Source organism: Bradyrhizobium sp. JHI2711 (assembly GCF_056156565.1).
The window spans coordinates 2,055,011-2,075,325 of record NZ_JBPZPT010000002.1; the positions used below are offsets into that span (position 1 = coordinate 2,055,011).

A 20,315-nucleotide genomic window follows, 5' to 3' on the forward strand; every position below is an offset into this window, starting at 1 on the left:
GGCACGAGGCTTGCCTCCGAAGTTTTGGAAGGCAATTGCCGAACCTCCATTCCTTAAAACCAGATCGCGGATTGATTTCAGGAATCGATAGATGTTGCAGGTGAACAAGCGGACCTCGGAGATCAACCGAGATCTCGTTGAGATCGATAGCTCCCCATCGCAGACGCTGACATCTTATCTCGACATTGTCCGCCGCCAGTTCCCGACCATGGTCGCGATCGTCTCGTCCTGCGTGATCCTGGCGCTGCTCTATCTCTTCACCGCCGCGCCGCTGTTCACCTCCACCGCGTCGATGGTGATCGACACCCGCAAGGTGCAGCTCTTTCAGCAGCAGTCGGTGCTAGGCGACGTGGCTATCGACTCGGCTACTGTGGAAACCCAGGTCGAAATCCTGAAATCCGAAAACATCAGCTTGAGTGTGATCCGCGATCTTCATCTCACGGAGGATCCCGAGTTCGCGGGCAGCGGGGCGGGCTTGCTCGGCATTATCCTCGGCTCGGTGACCAACCTGTTCTCCTCGGGCCCCGCCGCTTCTGAGTTCGAGCTCACGCGTAAAGCCCTCCAGCGTTTCGAGAGCAACCGATTCATCAAGCGCATCGGTGTTACCTATGTGATGGAAATCGGCTTCACCTCACGCGATCCGCAAAAGGCCGCTCGGATTACGAATGCGATCGCCGACGCGTACATCGTCGACCAGCTCGAGGCTAAGTATCAAGCGACCCGCCGCGCAAGCGTCTGGCTACAGGACCGCATCAAGGAATTGCGGACCCAAGCCTCAGCCGCGCAGAGGGCGGTGGTGGACTTCAAGACCGCAAATAACATCGTCGATACCGGCGGGCGGCTGATGAATGAACAGCAACTCGCGGAGGTCAACAGCCAGCTGGTGCTGGCGCATGCCTCCACTGCTGAGGCCAAGGCCCGGCTTGACCGCATTAATGACATCCTCAAGCAGGAGATCCCGGACGCCAACGTCGCCGACGCACTGAAGAACGACACCATCGTCAAGCTGCGGGGGCAATATGTAGACATGGCCTCTAAGGAGTCGATCTGGTCAATGAAGTACGGCTCCGAGCACCTTGCCGCGGTCAACCTGCGTCGGCAGATGGCTGAGATCAAGAAGAATGTCATCGACGAGCTGAAGCGCATCCACGAATCCTACAAGAGCGACTACGACATCGCGATGACCCGGGAAGAGGCGATTAAGTCTAGTCTCGCCAATGTCGTTTCTGAATCGCAGCTTACCAACCAAGCGCAGGTGCAACTCCGCGAACTCGAGAGCAGCGCGCAGAGCTACCAGGCGATGTACGATAATTTCCTCCAGCGATACATGGAGAGCGTACAACAGCAGTCGTTTCCGATCACCGAGGCCCGTGTGATTAGCGCGGCGACTACACCGCTGGTCAAGAGCGCGCCAAAGACACTGGTCATTCTCGCGGCAAGCTTGCTTGCCGGCCTGCTGCTGAGCTTCGGGGTCGCCGTGGCGCGCGAGTACGCTGACAGCGTGTTCCGTACGACCGCGCAAGTCGAGGAGCAGCTTGGAGCCAACTGCGTGGCCATGGTTCCGGCGCTCGGCAGTGCCGTGTCAACGCCAATATTGCGCGGCAAGCTGAGCCGGAGGAATAGCAATCCGGAGCCGGACTTCCTGCGCTTTGTTGTCGACAATCCTTTATCACGCTTCTCGGAGGCGGTACGATCACTGAAAGTTGCCATAGACTTAAACTCCATCGTGCGCGACAACCGCGTGCTGGCGGTGACCTCGACCCTGCCTAACGAGGGCAAGAGCACCCTTTCGACCAACCTTGCGCAGCTCATTGCTCATGGCGGAGCGAGGGTGATTCTGATCGATGCAGATCTGCGCAACCCCTCGCTGTCCCGCGCCTTGATCCCGGACGCGAAGGCCGGTCTAGTCGACATGGTTGGGAACAAGGCTCGACTCGAGGATGTCGTCGCCGTCGATCCTCAAACCCAGCTCGCGATCTTGCCCGCTGGCGCAACTTCGAGGCTCCTGCATACCAACGAGATTCTAGCCTCCAAGCCGATGCGCGATCTCGTCGCGGCGCTGCGTACGAAGTATGATTACGTGGTGCTCGACATGCCGCCGATGGCGCCCGTGGTGGACGTGCGTGTCACTACCCACTTCGTCGATTCGTACATATTCGTCGTGGAGTGGGGCAAAACCAAGATCGACGTCGTACGGCACAATTTGCGTGGAGCGCCGGAGATCCAGGACAAGCTTTTGGGCGTAGTGCTGAACAAGGCCGACACCAAGCTCCTGTCACGTTATGAGTCCTACCACGGCCGCTACTACTACCAGAAGTATTACGCCCGCTATGGCTATGTGGAATAGCGGCAATGGCGCAGCCAGAGGGTCTGGTCCAGGAGCTGCGTCGGCGTCTCGAGGGATGATCGGGCAAGAATGACTTCTCATGCGCGTTTGAGGTCCTTGCTGCTGTTGCTTGGTATTGCCGGGGTCATCTGGCCCCTCAGTGCGCTGCCCGCGTTTTGGGTGGCGGTGCCAGCCAAGGAGACAACCGGGCGCATCCTCGCTGGTGATCGGTTCAAGCCGCGCGCGTTGAATGCAACGATGGCCATGCTTGAAGCGCAACCGAGGCTATCGGTCGCGCGCAACGACGTGGCGCGGGCCGAAGCCCTGATCGGGCTGCGTATTGCCGAAGAAGGAACGGGACGAAGGAGCGCGGAGGACACCGACCGCGAAGCGGCCCTGGCAGATGCGAAGATCAGGTCTTCGCTCGAGATCAACCCTGCTGATTCCTTTCTGTGGCTGATGCTGTACTCCATGGAGACCGGTTATCGCGGTTTCGACGAGAAGACCCTTGGCTATCTCTCTCAATCCTACGCGACCGGTCCCATCGAAGGCTGGATCTCGCTTCGACGAAACAAGTTGGCTCTCGCCATCTTTTCGAATTTGACTGGGACCGCGCAACAAAAAGTGGTCTCGGAGTTTGCAGGCATGGTGGATAGCGGATTTATCGATGCTGCCGGGCTGAACTTGATGGGCGTGGGATGGGAGCAAAGGGAGCGTTTGCTGGCCAGCATTGCAAATGTGAACGTTATTCCACGAGAGGCTCTTGCCAAGCAGCTAGCACGAGAAGGGCTCAAGGTCCGTGTACCAGGCATTGAAGTCGACGAGAGGATCTGGCGACGATGACGACCGAAGGACCGTGGAAGGCCGCTGCAGCTAGTCTGCTGCTGCTGTTGCCGTTCGCTGGGCATGCGCAAACGGCTTCGCAAAATCCATCGAGGTTGACCCTTCAAAGGCCGGCTGAGCAATCGGGATCGATAGTGGTACGGGATGCCCTTGGAAGGCCCTGCCTGGATGTTGAAGCAGCAGCCAGAGCGCATGCAGCCAATCCTAAAGTCTTTGATCACGTCGTCAGCATAAAGAACAACTGCCCTCGGCTGGTGAAGGTGACTGTATGCTACGCGAACTCCGACAGGTGTATGGATACCACCCTTGCCAGCTATGCCAGGTCTGACGTGATCCTGGGTACGATGACGGGGATGAGACTGTTCAAGTATTCGATGAGACAACGATAGCGTTGTTATCGCCTACGCAGGATGAGCAGGCGGCAGGACCGGGACTTGATCGGTTGCTTAACGCCGGTGTCACAGGCGAGTGGAACGTGCCAACCTTGCGTTTCCCTTCCCTTCGAGGATATCTCCGCCAACAGGATGAAATCCCCGCGTTGCGGGAGCGTTGGAATCGACAAGAGGATTTTGATGGTACCGTCCACTCCAGGCGGTCCAAGCTGCCTTGCAGTCCTAGCGTACAATGTAGTGCGAGCGTTGGTGGTCTCGTCAAGCAAGAGGATCCTAATTGTCTCGTCTCTCCACGTATCATCCGGTAGCTTCATAGGGACTTCCAGCTCAGTGGGGCTGTCGTGAGGCAAGAGAACAGCCCCTGACGAATCGCGCGCGCGAGAAGCCAGGGTCGGCAGAAACGTTGGCTTTGGCATATCGCCATGGTCGGCTTCGTACGAAAACTGTGCTGGATCGGGAGTAGCTTCGCTTCCACCACAAAGCCTTGAGCCCTCATTCGAGGAAGTGAACTGGCAGACGTGAACGTAGTCTATCTTGAACGACTGGGGGAATGCGGATTCGTCAATCCCGTACCGGCCAGCCCACCCCGCACCACCTATGGCAAAATTCAAAATCACCTGGGCTGGCGGACCCAACAAACCATCCGGACGAAGCCAGCGATACGGGCGAGAATAGATCAATCGTCCATCCCAGAAGAACGCAATCCTATCCGGGGTCCATACCAATCCAGCGGTGTGCCATCCTGCGTTCAAGGGAGCATCTGCGTGCATTTGGTGGCGGCGCGCATTGAAGGAGGTGTCGACGAACGTGAACACACTCGCCGGAGCCTTATCTTGAGCTCCTGAGTGCAACATCGTATCCTGGTCTTCGACTTCGTTGATGACGTATTCAAAAATATCGATTTCAGGCGGATGCCAGGTTTTTCCGTCCCGATCATAGTCTCCCAGCAGCCAAAAGGCTGGCCAGATCCCCTTCCCTTTGGGCAGGAAAACGCGAGCTTCGAAATAGCCATAGTAGAAGGTTTGATGTGTCCGGATCATACCAGAATCGAAGTGACCCGAATTTCCCTTTTTGGCGATCAAGCTCAGAACGCCATCCGCGAGAAGGTGACTGTCCCGATAGCGCTGAACCTCGTCCTTGAAGTGATCCAGCGTTTCGTTTTCGTAGATGTAGCGAGTTGCCCATTTTTCCCTGTCCAGAGCGTTGGCGCTGAACTCGTCCGAGAATACGAGTTTCCAGCCGCCTGCGGTCGCCGGTCCGATCGTCAGGGATACCAGAATTAAGATTGACGACAGAATTCTGGCCGTTCTCTCGAGTGAAGCAATACAACAGTAGCTCACAACGGCCATCTCCGGATTTCCTTCTCACCCTGCCCGCGAGCCCAGGCACTCGAATGACTCTTCGACCGACGATCAGCGTCATTATAACCAACTACAATTATGAGGAATACGTCGGACACGCCATCCAGAGCGTGCTGTCACAGACCCGGCTGCCGGACGAGATTATCGTGATCGACGATGGGTCCACGGACTCATCCCCTGACATCATTTGCTCCTTCGGAGACCGGGTTCGAGCCGTGCTTCAATCGAACCAGGGCATACGGAGCGTCACGAGCACCGGTTATGCGGTTTCCACCGGTCAAATCGTCATGTACCTGGATGCAGACGACTTGCTTTATCCGACGGCCGTCGAACGGGTCGAGCAGGCATTCGGGCCCGGCATCGCAAAGGTGCAGTTTGACCTGGACGTCATCGATCGGCATGGTCGCCGTCTTGGCAGACGTATGCCGGATTTTTCGGGTGGGGACGTCTCGGAGACGGAACTAGCCCGCGAGTTCAGCCAAACGGGCACGTATCGTTGGCCCGTTACTTCGGGGAATGCGTACTCGCGGAATTTCTTGAGCCAAGTGATGCCGGTCGACCCGCCAGTCTCCCTGGATGGAGTTCTCAACACCATCTCTCCACTCTATGGCGGGATCATTACCATCTCGGATCCGCAAGGGCAGTATCGAGTGCATCAACGCAACAATAGCCGAAAGAATAGCAGCGGCAATATTGCTTTCATCCCGGACTTTGCCTCCAACATTAGGTATCGTAAGCAGGAGTTTAATGTCTTGCGGGAGCACGCAGCTCGACTTGGTCATGTGCTGCCCAACGGAGACTTCCTCGACAACGAATTGGTCTTCGTGAACTACCGGATTATGGCGCGCAAGTTGTCGCAGGAGGATGGGAGCGATCAAAGCAGATCTCTCTTCGATCTGTGGATCAAGGGCATGATTGCGATAGGTCGTGGTCACTTTCGGCCGAGCGTTGCGCTCAAGCACGCTATCTGGATATGCGGCGTGACCCTGTTGCCGGCTCCATTGGCGCGGAGGCTGATTGCCATACGTTTCTCGAGGACGCACTGGTCCTCGAATCTTCGTAATCTCCTGGCGCGTTCAACGCGCTTGTAGTGCGCCAAGGTCGTATTGCCTTCACGAACCCAATGACAATCTGTATGCCGCGTAAAGGATCGGCGTAGCGGGTCAAACATCCGTTGGAGGTTGCTCTTGAAACGAATTCTTTGGATTTCCGGGCGCGCTCCAGCCCCACTTTACAGTGGAGATGCGATCTACTCTGCCGGGCTGATTGAAGCGCTCGCTGTCTCTGGGAAAGTAGCTATTCATGTCTTCGGCGCCGAGAGGGCTGGTCACAAGGATGATGAGAAGCCGTTTGGCCTGCCTGGGGTGACGTGCAGTATCGTTCGACCCGTAAATGGCGTGGGTTTCGGTAGCCTGGTCTCTTCGCTGCCAAGGGACGCGTATAACCTCGCGTCTGCGCTCTTTCGGAAAGAGCTCAATGACATCCTGGGCCGGGGCTGGGATTGGATCGTCATCGATCACGCCAATTCGGCAGGCGTTCTGGATATGGTCAAAAATCGCGGCGTGCCGATCTGCTATATAGCGCACAACGCCGAGGGCCTGGTTCGTCCGAGCGTTGCAGGGGAATTCGACGGGATCGCTCGACGTGCCGTCATGAGGCTGGACGCTGAGAAGTACCGGCGACTAGAGCGGAAAATTGTTGAGGTTGCGAATGCAGTGGTTTGCATCACCGGCGACGATGCTGCGTATTTTCATCGGTTCTGCAAGAACATCCATGTCATTCCCCCGGTCTATCTTGGTACAGTGAGTCCTGCCCGCACTATTGTCGAGGCCTGTCCGAGATCTCTGATCCTGCTCGGATCTTTCGAATGGGCTGCGAAGCAGCGGAACCTGCAACAGATACTGGAGGGGCTGGTCCCAACTCTTCGTCGGAATGCAATCGGTCTTCAGATTGTGGGCGCGGTGCCGGAAACCATTCGGACGAAACATGAAGGAGATCCGTTCGTGACCTTCCACGGCCGCTTGCCCGATGTGCGGCCGCTTTTTGAAACGTGTAGGGGCGGGCTGGTCGCCGAAGTCTTGGGTGGTGGCTTCAAATTGAAGATTCTGGACTATGCCTTCGCCGGCATGCCAATCTTTGGGCTACGGACCGCGTTGACGGGTATGGCTGCAGAGGAGCGCTCTGCAATATTCGAGGCCGAAAGTTTGAGTGAACTCGCCAGTCTCATCGTGCGCAACATCGATGACTTGGAAGGCCTCAATCGCCGTCAAACCGAACTTCAAGGCTTGGTGGCGCAGCGGTTTGGATTAGCGGCGGGCATCAAGGGCATGAGCCGTGTCTTCCTGGGGTGAATGACTCGAGGCCCCGCTGGTGAGACTTCAGTAGTTTCGAGCCGTTCCTTTTCAAATTTGGCGCCGTGACATGACAGCAAGAGTTCAAGCTTCTTCGGGCTCCTGGAAGGAGCAATATCGGGTCCTGGGGGATGGGGCAGGAGTGGAGCTGACCCGGCTCGCGAAGTTCACTGTCTGGTGCTCCGTTGTTTCGTTGCTATTCCTCTCGCAAATTGCCATCAACATTGGGGAATTCCCGGCTTCGACCGACCTATTTTGCTATTTGGCGTTCAGCGCCTACCTCCTGGGCTCTGGTTTCGCGGCGCTGGAAGTTTCGATTGCCGTGCTTTGGCTGATCATCGCGGTGGTCGCTTCCAGCCGGATAAGCTATTCGGCAGAGCCGACTTCATGGAGTTCACTCCTTCTTCTGCTTTGCCTCTATGCGCCATTCTCGGTCAGGCTCGTTCAGCGCGATGGGGTGGAACGAGTCGCCACCTACGTCCAGTCCACGTTCGTTTTTCTAACTGCGATCATATCGGCAATTGCAGTTCTTCAACTGCTTGCCATCAATGCCTTCAAGGCGACCAGCCTCATCAACATTGCTTTTGTCTTGCCTGACGAAATTCGTGGGGCTGGCACTTACTCGTTCTTTCGAGAGAGTGGCGGTATCGTCAAGGCCAATGGCTTTTTCTTGAGAGAGTCCGCAACATTATCCGTTCTGACCGCGATCGGTTTTTTGCTCGAGTACCATTCCGCGCAGAGACGGATACCCGTCGTCATTCTGCTGCTGGCGGGTTTGTTATCGTCGGTCTCTGGCTCGGGTATCCTGATCGTCATGGTCGCCTTTCTTGTGCCGACCTCTCTCAGGAAGATTCCGCTCTTCCTGGCAACGATCATATTCCTATCGGCGCTGCTCGCCTACGGGTCCGAAATTCCTGGACTTGGCTTGTGGCTTGATCGTTTGTCGGAGTTCGACAGCCAGGGCTCGAGCGGCTACGCTCGATTTGTGGCTCCGCTTCAGATGCTGGAGCGGAGCGTCGAGAAGGGTAGCGTCGCGATTTGGCTCGGAAACGGGGGTGGAAGTTATCTCCGTACCGTTGCCGCGCTTCAGCTGAAGTACGAAATCAACGATCCTACTTGGGCAAAGTTGATCTACGAATACGGCTTGGCGGGCTTTTGCGGTGTCACGGCACTCTTTGCGTACCGGCTGTACTCGAGCCGGTTATGCCCCGAGATTTGCAATGCGATTCTCTACGCGTGGATCAGTGCTGGAAATATCCTGAAACCTGACTTTGTGCTTCTGGTCTGGATGTTGAGCATGGTGCACAAGGACCCCAAACCAGTGTTCAGGGCGGCTCCGGGCGCCCGGATACAGCAACCGGGCTGAGTCTCCGTTTCCGGTCGTTTAAGCTGACTGAATCGTTCGCTGTACGAGCTTAGGACGAGATGTAGGGGCGAAGCGCCAAGAAACGAGAACGCGGGCGATCCGTTTCGGCGCTATGGCGACACATGCCAGCCAGAATGACATCGCAACATGTCTCAACGGAGTGAGACCTTGCGGATGGAAGAAAGCGATCAGCCCGTCTCTCAGGCACTTCTTGACCGTATCATCCTGAATAGGATGCGTTTCGCGAGCGAGCCGCAAAGACGCTACCCTCATCGCAAGATTATAGAACCCGTAGCGCCACCGGTCGGGAGCTACCTCGACGCCAAACTCCCGAGCGAGGTTAGCCCCATAGGCCGTCCGCACAATGTGTCTTCGAAGATCGAATGCGATGCGGGCGACGCTTAAGGTCAGCTGGGCGCCATGGTTGTTGCCGTGGATTCTGTACGAGACCAGCGGTTTGCTGACGGTTATGACATCGCCGAGCAGGGGGGCTGTCGCAAGAAAATAGCTGTCGATCGCTCTGTCCATGCCTTCTTGCAGCGGGAATATCTTGTCGAGAAACTCCCTCGAAAGCAGATTTCCGGACGTAGGGGGGGTCGGATAGGTAGCAGTGGTAGCCAGCGATCTCCTGATCTTCTCGGGCGTAGTGTTCTTCGTGTATTTCGGGAACACGCTCCCAAGAGATCGACCGGTCTCGTCGACCAGTCTCATCTGAAACTGAATCGATGACCAGCCGGGCCTCATCACGGCTCGAGCCTCCCGAATCAGGGATGAATGAACCACATCGTCTGCATCCAAGAACATGATCCACTTGCCTTGGCTGTTTCGATAGCCCTCTTCGGCTGCGCGCGCTTGGCCATGATTGGTTTGGAAGATCCCTTTAACACCGTGCGACGCAAAAGATTCGATGATGCTTCGGGATTGATCCGTTGAGCCATCATCGACGACGATCACCTCCACGTGAGGCCAGTCTATGTTGAGAGCGCTCGATATGGCTTCTCCGACGAATCTCTCATAGTTGTAGTTGCAAATGATCACCGACACCAATTCGTCATGGGTTGACGCCTGAGAGGGTGCGTCGATGTGGGCTGTCATGTCGTGCACCTTCATGAATTCTCGGTGGGCGATTGCTGTCGATGCGAGCGCCATAGTTCGACCGCGAGTACAAGGGAACTCCTGGCGAGCACCACTGACAATCCTGCATAGATCACGAAGCCGACAACCGAAAGTACCGCGATCGCCAAGCCGGGCTCGATATTGGGCAGGAATTGGCGCGTAAGACTGATCGCGACAGCCATTAGAGCCGACGCGATCGCTGGCGCGGACAGGATGCGAAGATGCTCATATGGTGAGAACGCGCATTTGCGATAAGTCGAGAGCGTCAACAATATGAGCGCGAGGCATTCACTGCCCGACCACACCGCCAATGCATAGTTTGTATCGGAAAGTCGGGTAAGGGCAATGGCGATCGCCATATAGGCAAGGACGGCAAGATTGACCGAGCGGACGCTCTCGATTTTGCCGAGGGCGCTCAACAGAGATGTCATGAAAAGGCGAGGAGCTTGAACAAAAACCAGGAGACTTAACCAGAGTGCCGGCTCGGCGGCGGGGAGCCATTTCGTGCCGAAGATTACGCTGATGAGTTCAGATGCTTCGCAACCTATCCCTACAAAGATCGGGTAGATTAGAGTGCAGCCCACCGCGAGAGCAATTCTATAGGATCGAAGAAGTCGTTCTCGATCGTGTTGCAGCCGGGACATCAGTGGGAGCATAACTTGCGAAATGGCGGTTGCAGAGATTGCCCAGACCGTATCGACGAGCCGAAAAGCCAGATTTAGGAATCCGACTTTTTCAGCACCGAGGAATACCCCCGCAAAGAAGATGAAAGCGCGCTTTGTGGCAAAGCTGGTTGCGAGGGACGTGACCGCTCCAACGCTATAGTTGAGCACATCGGCTAGCGGACGCAGTTCTCTTGTCAGGCGAGGACGCCACGCGGTCAGCATCACCAACGTGGCGGAGCCCAGGATCGTCATGAGAAGCGATTGGATAACCAGAGACCAAACACCATATCCGTGCAGGGCTGCCAGTATTCCGACCGCTGCTCCAGCGGTGCGGCCAATCAGCGTGCGAATTGCCAGAAGTCGAAAGCCGAATTCTTTTCTCAGGCGCGCATTCAAAATGCTCGTTGGAGCTTCGAACAGCAACCCAACTCCAAGCACGCGGCCGACGTCGCCAATTCGCGAATCGCCGACAAGGGCGGCCAGAAGCGGGAATATGATCAGCAAGATGCCAAAGATTGCAACGCTGACAACAACGGACACTGTGAATGCCGCGTTGAAGTGAGCGTCGCTTGCCTTCGGCTCTCGAACCAGGGCGTCGTGGAACAACATATTGGTGAAGATGCCGGCGATCTCGATCACCGATACAGCGATCGCGTAGGTGCCGAAGTCGCTGGGATCAAGTAGCTTGGCAAAGATGATCAGGGCCGCGAAGGAAATGGCAGTCAAGCTGCCATTTTCGACCATACTCCACCAGATTGAGCCGATTGCGGTGCGTGCGAGCGACAAGGTCGGAGTACTCAGGTCGTGGTCGGGCGACGTCGGGATGCTACCGAGACTGCGCTATAATTTTGATCTATTCGCATCGTAAAACCAGCGCGTGACCTTTCGATCGGTGCGCGACCCGTCAATAAGCACTTGGCTTGAACAGAGTAAGGATCGCAGTCCGTGCTAGAATCAAAACATCCAACCTCAAGCTCCAGTTGTTAATGTACCATAGATCGTGCTCGATGCGCTTCTGCATCAGCTCGATCGCGCGGGTTTCTCCGCGGTAACCATTAACTTGGGCCCAGCCGGTGATGCCGGGCTTAACGTGGTGGCGGAAGGCGTAGTTGCCGATGATCTGCTCGTATTCGGTGTTGTGGGCGGCCGCGTGTGGGCGCGGGCCGACCAGCGACATGTCGCCCTTGAGCACGTTGAGGAGCTGTGGCAGCTCGTCGATCGAGGTCTTGCGCAGCCATTTGCCGATCGGCGTGACGCGCGGGTCATTCTTCTGCGCCTGAACGATTGTCGGGCCGTCCTCGAGCACCCGCATGGTGCGGAATTTGAAGATCCTGAAGGCGCGCCCGCCAAACCCGTGGCGGGTCTGGCGGAAGAACACTGGCCCCGGCGAGGTCAGCTTGATCAGGAGCGCGGTCACCAGCATCACCGGCGCGAACACGAACATCGCAAGGCTGGCGCCGGCAAGGTCCAGCGCGCGCTTGAGCGCGCGTTCGCGCCATGAGAGCGGGGCGCGGCGCAGCTCGGCGGTGAAGGTGTTGCCGGTGCCGACCAGCGGATAGCGCAGGAAGCGCGCCGTGGTGGGATCCGGCACCAGATGCACCGGCACGGGGAGGATCTTCAGCGCGTCCAGAATGCTGTCGATCGCATGCTGCCGGCTCCAGTTGATCAGCAGGAAGACGTGCTCGATCCGGTGCTCGCGCGCGTAATTGATCAGCTCATCGAAGCGCGGCGCCAGTGAGGAGAGCAGCAGCGGCGAGGCCAGCTCCTTGGCCGGGATCTCCATCACCCGCATCAGGCGGTGGCCATGCTGGCCAAGCTCCTCGACCGCGTTGGACGAAGTGGCAAGGCCGAACTCGGCAATCAGAAGCGCTCGTCCGTTGGCGAAGGCGCCGGTGCGCAAGGCATGCGCGGTCCAGCGCGCCGCCACGGTCTTCCAAACCAGCAGGGCCGCCAGGCCAACCAGGTAGAACGAGATCGTGGTGCCGCGCGAGAACTCGTCGCTGACCTTCATCGTGAAGGCGATCGCCAGCAGTGCGCCGAACAGGCCGGTCCAGGTCGTCAGCGTCATCCGGAATGTGCGGGGCAGGTTGGTGGCCGTTTTGAGGCGATAGCCCCGCAGCACGACCGTCAGCAGGACGAAGTTGATGGCCACCAGCACGCTCACCGCCGCATAGACGTCCGCCTTGCCGAGGGTGCCCCCCGTGATGACGTGATACCCCACCGCGCAGCCGATCCCGCTGACCACGATCAGTGCCGCATCCACCACCGCCAGCAGCCGCTCGACCACCATGGGTCGCAGCCAGCTGAGCGCAGACCCTACAGATGTGGATGCTGCCGGCTCGACGCCCCGGACTCCCCTCGCAGAATCAGCGACGGGCACCGGCCGCGTGGAAAGAAATGTCATCCTGCCAAACCCATTGACGCAAAATTCATTACCCCGAACAGGCCGTGCTATCGGGCAAAATCGCTGTTAGAACAAGGCGAAGGAAAAATTAACCTTACCCCACAAGCGTGCATTGTAGCTCATCCCGCCTCGACTGATATGTTAAATTTCACAACCCGTTAGGAAATCCTCTTTGCCTCGCACCCAGTCCCGGCGGCGGACCCGGCCGAGGGGGAAGCGGTATCTCGCCATTGGCCTTGCGGCCGTCGCTTTGGTCGGACTCGTGCTTCTCCTGCGTCCCGATGCGGCGCCCCTCCGAGCGCCAACGGCTTCCAGGCCCGTCGCCATCAAGCTCCTCCTTGATGGGCCCTATGGCGCGCGGTTTGCCGGCGAGCTCGCCGCATCCAGGCAGGGATATTTCTCCTCCCGCATCGAGGTGTCGGCGCAGCCCGAAGGCCCAGACTTCGTCCAAACCATTGCACGCCAACATGCCATCGGCGTGACGAGCGGCCAGAACTTCCTGCTGGCGAGCTGGCGCGGCGTCCCCGTGACGGCGTTTGCCGCAAGCTTCCTCGATACCTCCGTCGCGATTTTCACGCTCGAAAGCTCCGCCTTGCGGCGCCCGGCCGATCTGGTCGGAAAACGGGTCGGATACCGCAGGGCAAGTGAGGGGGACGTCGTCTTCGATGCCATGATGGCGCAGCTCGGGCTGCCCCGAAGCCAGATCACCAAAGTCCCAGATCGCGACGGCTTCCATGCCCTGCGGGCGGGGGAGGTGGATGCGATCATCGCCGCCATCGACGAGCAGCCCGATGCCTCCAGTCCGACCTTCGTGAAGCTGAACGTCATCAAGCCGCAGGACTACGGCATCCATGTCCCGGGCCAGGTCTATTTCGCGAGCAATATTCTCGTCGATGAACAGCCATCCATGATTGCCGATGTCCTTCAGGGCCTCATTCGAGGATGGCAATTCACCTACGCGGACTATGCACGGAGCGTGCCCGTTCTCGCCGGCGCCGATCCGGCCAGGTTGAATTCCGAGCGGCTCAAATTCGAGCTGCAGCAGCAGCGCCCGCTGGTATTGCCGACCGGCGGCCGCATCGGCGACTACGACGAAAGCCGCTGGCGGACACTCCGGGATATCCTTCTCTTCGCCAAGCTGGGCGAGGAAGAGGTGCCATTGGCTCAGACGGTCAACTACCAGTTCCTGCGGGATGTGTACCGCCGTTCACCCCACCTCGCGGCTCCGGGCGCCTGGAGCCAGGAAAAATAGGACCAAGAAGCCACACTTGCGCGCCATATCGTTCCAAAAGGGCCTCGGCCGCGCCGGCATCGGTTGCATTTCCGCCGGTGCCCTTGGTAAAGTTCGGTTCACTATTTGGGCTAGTCGCGGAGCAGCTTTACGGACCGTGACGTTGGTCGGCTGGGGGCTGACAAGCGCGGGTTCAGTCCGCAGGGGCGAGGAGCTTTTTGGATGTTTAAGACGTTGATGCGAGCAAGTCTTTTGGCTGCAACTGTTACCTTCTGCGCGACGAGCGGAGCGAGCGCCGCAATGCAGATGCCCGCGCCGGCCGCCCTGCTCACGGGCGAGAGCCAGGTGACGCCTGTTACGTTCTGGGCGCAGCCCTATCCCTACCGGTATGTGCCGCGGCGCCACTGTCCGTTGGTGCGGGTCGAGACGCCCTATGGCTGGTACATGGACCGCGTTTGCGCGCCTGTCGGTCCGGTCCTGCGTCGGGCGTACTGAGATCGAAGTGAACCGAGCGGCGGCTGCCGCCTGTTATCGATGTTTTCAAGGCAGTCGCACAATTGATGCGGCTGCCTTGCTCGTTTTTGTTTCATTGTGTGCTGACCTTTTGTGCGCGCAGCGCAGGTTCACCATGAATATCTTTGTCGGGCCGGGCAGGCTGCCGCATGGTGAAGATTGTGTTACCAGTTCCGCGGGGCTGCGTCGGCAGCGCGATTACGTAAAGCGACCGGTCGCTGGATCTCGCCAAGTGGTGCGATCCAGCCAAACCGATGCTGATAGAGGGTACGATGACAGGGGCTTCAACCTACGATCTCAGGGGCAAACGTGTCTTCGTCGCGGGTCACCGCGGCATGGTGGGATCAGCTGTCGTCCGCCGGCTTGCGTCGGAAAATTGCACCGTGCTCACGGCTGATCGGCGCGAGCTGGACCTGACGAAGGAAGAGCCCACGCTCAGATGGCTCGAGGCCAATCGCCCGGACGTGGTGGTTCATGCCGCTGCAAAGGTCGGCGGGATCGCAGCCAACAACATTTTCCCGGTCGACTTTCTCTGCGACAACCTCGCGCTGGAATTGAGCGTGATCCGCGCAAGTCACGCAGTTGGTGTGCGGCGCCTGCTGTTCCTCGGCTCATCCTGCATCTATCCCAAGCACGCCAAGCAGCCGATCGCCGAAAGCGAATTGCTGACTGGGCCGCTTGAGCCCACCAACGAGTGGTACGCCATCGCCAAGATTGCCGGCCTCAAGATGTGTCAGGCGTATCGTCGGCAGTACGGCGATGATTTCATCTCGGTGATGCCGACCAATCTCTACGGCCGCGGCGACAATTATCATCCCGACCATAGTCATGTACCGGCCGCGTTGATCAGACGTTTCCACGAAGCCAAGCTTGCCAATGCGCCCAGCGTCTCGGTTTGGGGCACGGGCACGCCGCTCCGCGAATTCCTCAATGTCGACGATTTTGCGGATGCCTGCGTTTTCCTTCTGAAAAATTATTCAAGCGATATGCCGATTAATGTCGGTAGTGGCGACGAATTGGCAATTGCCGAATTCGCCCGAGCGGTCGCGGAGGTCGTGGGCTATGGAGGCAAGCTCGCGTTCGATACCTCCAAGCCTGACGGAACACCACGCAAGCTGCTCGATAGTTCGAGAATCCGGGGTCTTGGTTGGCAGCCGAAAGTTGCCCTGCGGGCCGGCCTTGCAGCGGCCTACGCAGATTATCTCCAAGGCCAAGGACGTCATCTGGAAGTCGGCGCGACGCGCTGAGCTAGACTACTTAGATTGCAAGCGTCTTTTTTATTCTCAACTTTGAATTTGGATGGACTTTATGCGTATTCTCCTCGTCGGCATCAATTATGCCCCTGATCTGATCGGCGTAGCGAAATACAACGTGGAGCTCTGCGAAAGTTTGGTAGCCGAAGGTCACGAAGTTAGAGTGATCACGGCGCCTCCTTATTATCCCGCCTGGAAGATTCCCCCGGCGTTCAAATCGTCGTACTTTAGACCAAGAGATGTTGATGGTGTTCGAGTTACACGTACGCCGATTTATGTGCCCGGACACCCCTCTGGCGTTAGACGGCTGGTCCATCACGCCTCATTCGCGCTCACGAGCGCGGCGCCAGTGCTTTTTGAGGCGGTATCCTGGCGGCCCGACGTCATGATCGCTGTCGCGCCATCGCTGATGTCGGCTGCGTTTGTCTCAATCGTAGCTCGTTGCGTCGGAGCCAAATCATGGCTTCACGTGCAGGATTTCGAGGTGGATGCGGCGTTCGATCTCGGTCTGCTGCGCAATCCTTCCCTGCGAAAATGGATGCTTCGAGTCGAGGCGGCGATCCTCAAATCATTCGATAACGTTTCAACCATCTCTCATGCGATGGTGGAGCGGTTGAGGATCAAGGGGCTGCAGCCCGACAAAACCGCGGAGGTGAGGAACTGGATCGACACCACTACGATCTGCCCGGGGTCCCGAGCGACCAAATACCGTCAGCAGCTGAACCTGGCTGAGAGCGATATCGTTGGACTGTATTCCGGCACGATGTCCAACAAGCAGGGCCTTGAGCTCGTGATCGAAGCCGCGATTGGCCTGGAGCGAAGTCATCCGCATATCCACTTCATCCTTGCAGGCGAAGGGCCTGACAAGATGAGGCTCGAGCAGCTTGCAGCCGGACATCGCAATATCCACTTCCTGGGGCTTCAGCCCAATGACAGCTTCAATCAATTGATGGCCACGGCCGATTTCCATTTGATTCCGCAGAAGGCCGAGGCCGCCGATCTCGTGTTGCCTTCGAAGCTCGGCGCGATCTTCGCATCTGCTCGGCCGGTCATCGCCATGGCTGATGAAGACACCGGGCTTGCGTTGGAGGTTACGAACGCGGGCCTTGTGATCCCACCGGGAGATTCGTCGGCGCTCGCGCTTGCAATTTGCCAGCTCAGCGAAGCGCCCGCCCTCCGCGAGTACTACGGCGAAGAAGGAAGAAGGCGAGCCCTTGATCGTTGGGACCGGCGTACGATCGTGCGCCGGTGGTCGGAGGCCATGACAGGGCAGGGCAATGCGGCAGGGCAGACGAATGCCGGCCTGACGGGCGCTGCCAGCGATATCGGGCTTCCGATGGAGGATGCTGTTCGGTCGCCCTAAGGCATTCGACAGCAGTTGGAGCCCGTTCGAAAAGAATGAGCGCCGCGATGGGCGCTCATCTGCTTGGTTTGGTCGCCTTGTTGTCCGACCCACAAGAATTACTCGTGGCGCGGATAATATCTAAACCCGTGCTGCTTGATGAGTTCGTCCCGCTTTGCGGATTCGAGATCTTCCTTCATCATTTCTCGAACCAGGCTTTCGAACGACGTCTTGGGCTCCCAGCCGAGTTTCTGCTTGGCCTTTGATGGGTCACCAAGAAGCGTCGCGACCTCAGTGGGGCGGAAGTACCGGGGATCGATGGAGACGACACACTTGCCGGTCTTGGCGTCATATCCCTTTTCTTCGACGCCGCTTCCTTCCCAGCGGACCGTCATGCCCACTTCGTTGGCAGCGACATTGACAAACTCTCGCACCGAATGTTGCACGCCAGTGGCAATTACGAAATCCTCGGGCTTGTCCTGCTGGAGCATCAGCCATTGCATTTCGACGTAGTCGCGCGCGTGTCCCCAATCGCGCAAGGCATCCAGATTACCCAGATAAAGCCTGTCCTGCAGTCCCAGATAGATCCGCGCTAAAGCGCGGGTGATCTTTCGGGTCACGAAGGTCTCGCCGCGGACCGGAGATTCGTGGTTGAAGAGGATGCCGTTGCAGGCATACATGCCATAGGCTTCGCGGTAATTGACCGTGATCCAGTAGGCATACAGCTTGGCGACCGCGTAAGGTGAGCGCGGATAGAACGGCGTCGTCTCCTTTTGCGGGATCTCCTGAACCAATCCGTAAAGCTCAGATGTTGACGCTTGATAGAAGCGCGCCTTCCTCTCCAAGCCGGTAATACGCATGGCCTCGAGGATGCGCAGAGTGCCCAGAGCGTCGGAATTCGCCGTGTACTCCGGCTCTTCGAACGAAACGGCAACGTGGCTCTGCGCCGCGAGATTGTAGATTTCGTCCGGCTGCACCTGGCCAACGATCCGGATCAGGCTCGAAGAATCCGTTAGATCGCCGTAGTGAAGCCGGAAGGGCGGATCGGGCTCGTGCGGGTCAAGATAAAGATGATCAATGCGGTCCGTATTGAAGAGGGAGGTCCGGCGCTTGATGCCGTGGACCTCGTATCCCTTCTGCAGAAGAAGTTCGGCCAAATAGGCGCCGTCCTGCCCGGTGACGCCGGTAATAAGTGCTCGTTTCTTTGTCATAATAATCTCTAGGTGCGGTAGGCCGTCGTACTCGAAAACGAAGAGAATGGGGAGATGGCTGGGTCAAAAAAGCAAGCTTAGATTAACGGCTTTGAGGCCTCCAGTTGAGCCAGAGATGTCGTGCAACGTAACTTGAAGTCAGGGCTACCGAGCAATTCCCATTCTTCCAAGCAGTCACCTTCCGCCATGACTGAACTCGAGCGCGGACCTCCGGTGAACCGTCCCGGGCGTCGCGACTGATGCGGGACATTGGTTTTTGCATGGAGGCGTCCGCGGCAAATCCGTCAAGACCACGATCAGCGACAAGGCGGCGCGATATCCGCAAGATAACGTCAACTGCCAGTTAAAGGCGCCGCGGCCGAATGTCCTTTGGCTCTCCGACTTCACCTATGTCGCGACTGGACCGGCTTCGTCTACGTCACCTTTGTGATCGACGCCTATGCCCGCAGGGGATCGTGGGCTGGCGGGCCTCGCGCACGGCGCATGCCGGCTTCGCGCTTGATGCGCTGGGGGAGGCGCTGCACGATCGACGGCGTGTCATCCCAACGATGAATACACGGACTTGGATTCCTTAGGAATGCGCCGACCGTGGGCAGTAAGTGAACAATCTATGAAAGTCCCGTTTTTCATCGAACATTAAGCCAGCGGAGACCCGGACCAGATCTCCTTCAATTTATCTGGATCCCGGTAAATTGATTTTGAGGCGAAGCTTGGAACGTTGCCGCATTAACGGCGGAACGGTCATGGCAAAACCAACAACTTCGACAACTTCCACGAAGAACTATGCGAGCATCGTAATAGGTACTTCCGGCAACGACTTGCTTTCTGGGGGCGCAGGTAACGATTTGCTGACCGGGAGATCCGGACGTGACACGTTTGTAATCTCCAAGGGATCTGGTTCCGACACGATCAGCGATTTTACTGGTGGCGCAGGTGGAGACATACTGCGCATCGAGAATTATGGCTTTACGAGTTTCGCAGCCTTCAAAGCTGCAGCGAAGCAAGTCGGATCCGATGTCGTCATCAATCTATCAGATGGCGAATCTCTCACTCTAAGCAACACAAAACTGAGCTCACTGACAGCCCAGAATGTCCTCCTCGTCAATGAGGTTGCGAATCAAGCGCCAGTTGCAAGCCCTATAGCCTTGGCCGCAGGTACGGAGGACATTGTCTACACGATCAGCGCAACGACCTTGCTCGCTGGAGTCACGGACGTCGACAGCTCTTCGCTGTCGATCACCTCGGTCAGCGTGGCGAGCGGTGGTGGCAGCATCGTCAACAACGGCAATGGCACCTGGACGTATACGCCGGCCGCGAACTACTACGGCCAGGTCAGCTTCAACTACACGGCGTCCGATGGGTCGCTGACTGCGACATCGACCGCCAGCCTGATGCTCGCGGCAGTCAACGATGCGCCAGTGGCCAAGCCGTTGACGCTTGCTGCGGGTACGGAGGATGTCTCCTATACGATCAGCGCAGCGACCTTGCTCGCTGCAGTCACGGACGTCGACAACTCTTCGCTGTCGATCACCTCTGTCAGCGTGGCGAGCGGTGGTGGCAGCATCGTCAACAACGGGAATGGCACCTGGACATATACGCCGGCCGCGAACTACTACGGACAGGTCAGTTTCAACTACACGGCGTCCGATGGATCGCTGACTGCGACATCGACCGCCGGCCTGATGCTCGCGGCAGTCAACGACGCGCCGGTGGCCAAGCCGGTGGCACTTGCTGCGGGTACGGAGGATGTCTCTTATGCGATCAGCGCAGCGACCTTGCTCGCTGGAGTCACGGACGTCGACAGCTCTTCGCTCTCGATCACCTCGGTCAGCGTGGCGAGCGGTGGTGGCAGCATCGTCAACAACGGCAATGGCACCTGGACGTATACGCCGGCCGCGGACTACTACGGGCAGGTCAGCTTCAACTACACGGCGTCCGATG

At 58.0% G+C, this 20,315-nt stretch carries 15 protein-coding genes and 1 pseudogene; 11 read left to right on the forward strand and 5 right to left on the reverse strand.

Annotated elements, in window-relative coordinates; translation table 11 throughout:
• Nucleotides 1-91 precede the first annotated feature (91 nt).
• Nucleotides 92-2,347 (forward strand): polysaccharide biosynthesis tyrosine autokinase, encoded by a 2,256-nt coding sequence (locus ACTEK7_RS22220; protein ID WP_225146995.1) that lies wholly within the window; start codon nt 92-94, stop codon nt 2,345-2,347.
• A gap of 96 nt (nt 2,348-2,443) precedes the next feature.
• Nucleotides 2,444-3,169 (forward strand): hypothetical protein, encoded by a 726-nt coding sequence (locus tag ACTEK7_RS22225; RefSeq protein WP_225146996.1) that lies wholly within the window; start codon nt 2,444-2,446, stop codon nt 3,167-3,169.
• A gap of 394 nt (nt 3,170-3,563) precedes the next feature.
• Here the strand turns inward: ACTEK7_RS22225 and ACTEK7_RS22230 are convergent, their stop codons facing one another.
• Nucleotides 3,564-4,910: a glycoside hydrolase family 16 protein gene (locus ACTEK7_RS22230; RefSeq protein WP_225146997.1), complete on the reverse strand. Its 1,347-nt coding sequence runs from the start codon at nt 4,908-4,910 to the stop codon at nt 3,564-3,566.
• A gap of 44 nt (nt 4,911-4,954) precedes the next feature.
• Between ACTEK7_RS22230 and ACTEK7_RS22235 the strand changes: the two genes are divergently transcribed.
• The 3 genes from ACTEK7_RS22235 to ACTEK7_RS22245 all read left to right on the forward strand — a co-directional run bounded on the left by ACTEK7_RS22235 (nt 4,955) and on the right by ACTEK7_RS22245 (nt 8,639).
• The gene (locus ACTEK7_RS22235; protein WP_225146998.1) at nt 4,955-6,013 is read left to right on the forward strand and encodes a glycosyltransferase family 2 protein; all 1,059 of its coding nucleotides are present in this window, start codon (nt 4,955-4,957) and stop codon (nt 6,011-6,013) included.
• A 96-nt stretch (nt 6,014-6,109) separates the two neighbouring features.
• Nucleotides 6,110-7,273 (forward strand): glycosyltransferase, encoded by a 1,164-nt coding sequence (locus ACTEK7_RS22240; RefSeq protein ID WP_225146999.1) that lies wholly within the window; start codon nt 6,110-6,112, stop codon nt 7,271-7,273.
• Nucleotides 7,274-7,343: 70 nt separating this feature from the next.
• Nucleotides 7,344-8,639 carry a hypothetical protein gene (locus ACTEK7_RS22245; protein ID WP_225147000.1) on the forward strand — a complete coding sequence of 432 codons (1,296 nt, stop codon included), beginning with the start codon at nt 7,344-7,346 and terminating at the stop codon, nt 8,637-8,639.
• An 18-nt stretch (nt 8,640-8,657) separates the two neighbouring features.
• On the opposite strand, the gene ACTEK7_RS22250 is transcribed toward ACTEK7_RS22245, so the two are convergent.
• The 3 genes from ACTEK7_RS22250 to ACTEK7_RS22260 form a co-directional block, all read right to left on the reverse strand.
• Nucleotides 8,658-9,749: a glycosyltransferase gene (locus tag ACTEK7_RS22250; protein ID WP_225147001.1), complete on the reverse strand. Its 1,092-nt coding sequence runs from the start codon at nt 9,747-9,749 to the stop codon at nt 8,658-8,660.
• The gene (locus tag ACTEK7_RS22255) at nt 9,746-11,206 is read right to left on the reverse strand and encodes a lipopolysaccharide biosynthesis protein (RefSeq protein WP_225147002.1); all 1,461 of its coding nucleotides are present in this window, start codon (nt 11,204-11,206) and stop codon (nt 9,746-9,748) included. Before ACTEK7_RS22255 ends, ACTEK7_RS22250 begins: the two co-directional genes overlap by 4 nt.
• 118 nt (nt 11,207-11,324) lie before the next feature.
• Nucleotides 11,325-12,710, reverse strand: a complete 1,386-nt coding sequence (locus tag ACTEK7_RS22260) for an undecaprenyl-phosphate glucose phosphotransferase (protein ID WP_225147003.1) — start codon at nt 12,708-12,710, stop codon at nt 11,325-11,327.
• A gap of 376 nt (nt 12,711-13,086) precedes the next feature.
• Between ACTEK7_RS22260 and ACTEK7_RS22265 the strand changes: the two genes are divergently transcribed.
• The 4 genes from ACTEK7_RS22265 (at nt 13,087) to ACTEK7_RS22280 (ending at nt 17,184) form a co-directional block, all read left to right on the forward strand.
• Nucleotides 13,087-14,076: an ABC transporter substrate-binding protein gene (locus ACTEK7_RS22265; RefSeq protein ID WP_225147004.1), complete on the forward strand. Its 990-nt coding sequence runs from the start codon at nt 13,087-13,089 to the stop codon at nt 14,074-14,076.
• A gap of 201 nt (nt 14,077-14,277) precedes the next feature.
• On the forward strand, nt 14,278-14,550 hold the full coding sequence (locus tag ACTEK7_RS22270; protein ID WP_225147005.1) for a hypothetical protein: 273 nt from the start codon (nt 14,278-14,280) through the stop codon (nt 14,548-14,550).
• A 290-nt stretch (nt 14,551-14,840) separates the two neighbouring features.
• Nucleotides 14,841-15,815 carry a GDP-L-fucose synthase family protein gene (locus tag ACTEK7_RS22275; RefSeq protein ID WP_036035462.1) on the forward strand — a complete coding sequence of 325 codons (975 nt, stop codon included), beginning with the start codon at nt 14,841-14,843 and terminating at the stop codon, nt 15,813-15,815.
• Between the two features lie 61 nt (nt 15,816-15,876).
• On the forward strand, nt 15,877-17,184 hold the full coding sequence (locus tag ACTEK7_RS22280) for a WcaI family glycosyltransferase (RefSeq protein ID WP_225147006.1): 1,308 nt from the start codon (nt 15,877-15,879) through the stop codon (nt 17,182-17,184).
• A 98-nt stretch (nt 17,185-17,282) separates the two neighbouring features.
• Here ACTEK7_RS22280 and gmd read toward each other — a convergent pair whose 3' ends face one another.
• Nucleotides 17,283-18,374, reverse strand: coding sequence for a GDP-mannose 4,6-dehydratase (gene gmd / locus ACTEK7_RS22285; protein ID WP_225147007.1), 1,092 nt, complete (start codon nt 18,372-18,374; stop codon nt 17,283-17,285).
• Nucleotides 18,375-18,604: 230 nt separating this feature from the next.
• Between gmd and ACTEK7_RS22290 the strand changes: the two are divergent.
• Both ACTEK7_RS22290 and ACTEK7_RS22295 read left to right on the forward strand, forming a co-directional pair.
• A pseudogene (locus ACTEK7_RS22290) lies at nt 18,605-18,907 on the forward strand (DDE-type integrase/transposase/recombinase); the annotation flags it as partial.
• A gap of 210 nt (nt 18,908-19,117) precedes the next feature.
• Nucleotides 19,118-20,315, forward strand: a 1,198-nt coding sequence (locus tag ACTEK7_RS22295) for a cadherin-like domain-containing protein (RefSeq protein ID WP_474809527.1), incomplete at its 3' end; no start/stop codon positions are given.

What these genes read in the sequence shown, in the direction of transcription:
- ACTEK7_RS22220 (WP_225146995.1), top strand. Translation starts at nt 92, where the DNA reads ATGTTGCAGGTGAACAAGCGGACCTCGGAGATCAACCGAGATCTCGTT.
- ACTEK7_RS22230 (WP_225146997.1), bottom strand. Translation starts at nt 4,910, where the DNA reads ATGGCCGTTGTGAGCTACTGTTGTATTGCTTCACTCGAGAGAACGGCC.
- ACTEK7_RS22235 (WP_225146998.1), top strand. Translation starts at nt 4,955, where the DNA reads ATGACTCTTCGACCGACGATCAGCGTCATTATAACCAACTACAATTAT.
- ACTEK7_RS22245 (WP_225147000.1), top strand. Translation starts at nt 7,344, where the DNA reads ATGACAGCAAGAGTTCAAGCTTCTTCGGGCTCCTGGAAGGAGCAATAT.
- ACTEK7_RS22250 (WP_225147001.1), bottom strand. Translation starts at nt 9,749, where the DNA reads ATGAAGGTGCACGACATGACAGCCCACATCGACGCACCCTCTCAGGCG.
- ACTEK7_RS22260 (WP_225147003.1), bottom strand. Translation starts at nt 12,710, where the DNA reads ATGGTGGTCGAGCGGCTGCTGGCGGTGGTGGATGCGGCACTGATCGTG.
- ACTEK7_RS22270 (WP_225147005.1), top strand. Translation starts at nt 14,278, where the DNA reads ATGTTTAAGACGTTGATGCGAGCAAGTCTTTTGGCTGCAACTGTTACC.
- ACTEK7_RS22275 (WP_036035462.1), top strand. Translation starts at nt 14,841, where the DNA reads ATGACAGGGGCTTCAACCTACGATCTCAGGGGCAAACGTGTCTTCGTC.
- ACTEK7_RS22280 (WP_225147006.1), top strand. Translation starts at nt 15,877, where the DNA reads ATGCGTATTCTCCTCGTCGGCATCAATTATGCCCCTGATCTGATCGGC.
- gmd (WP_225147007.1), bottom strand. Translation starts at nt 18,374, where the DNA reads ATGACAAAGAAACGAGCACTTATTACCGGCGTCACCGGGCAGGACGGC.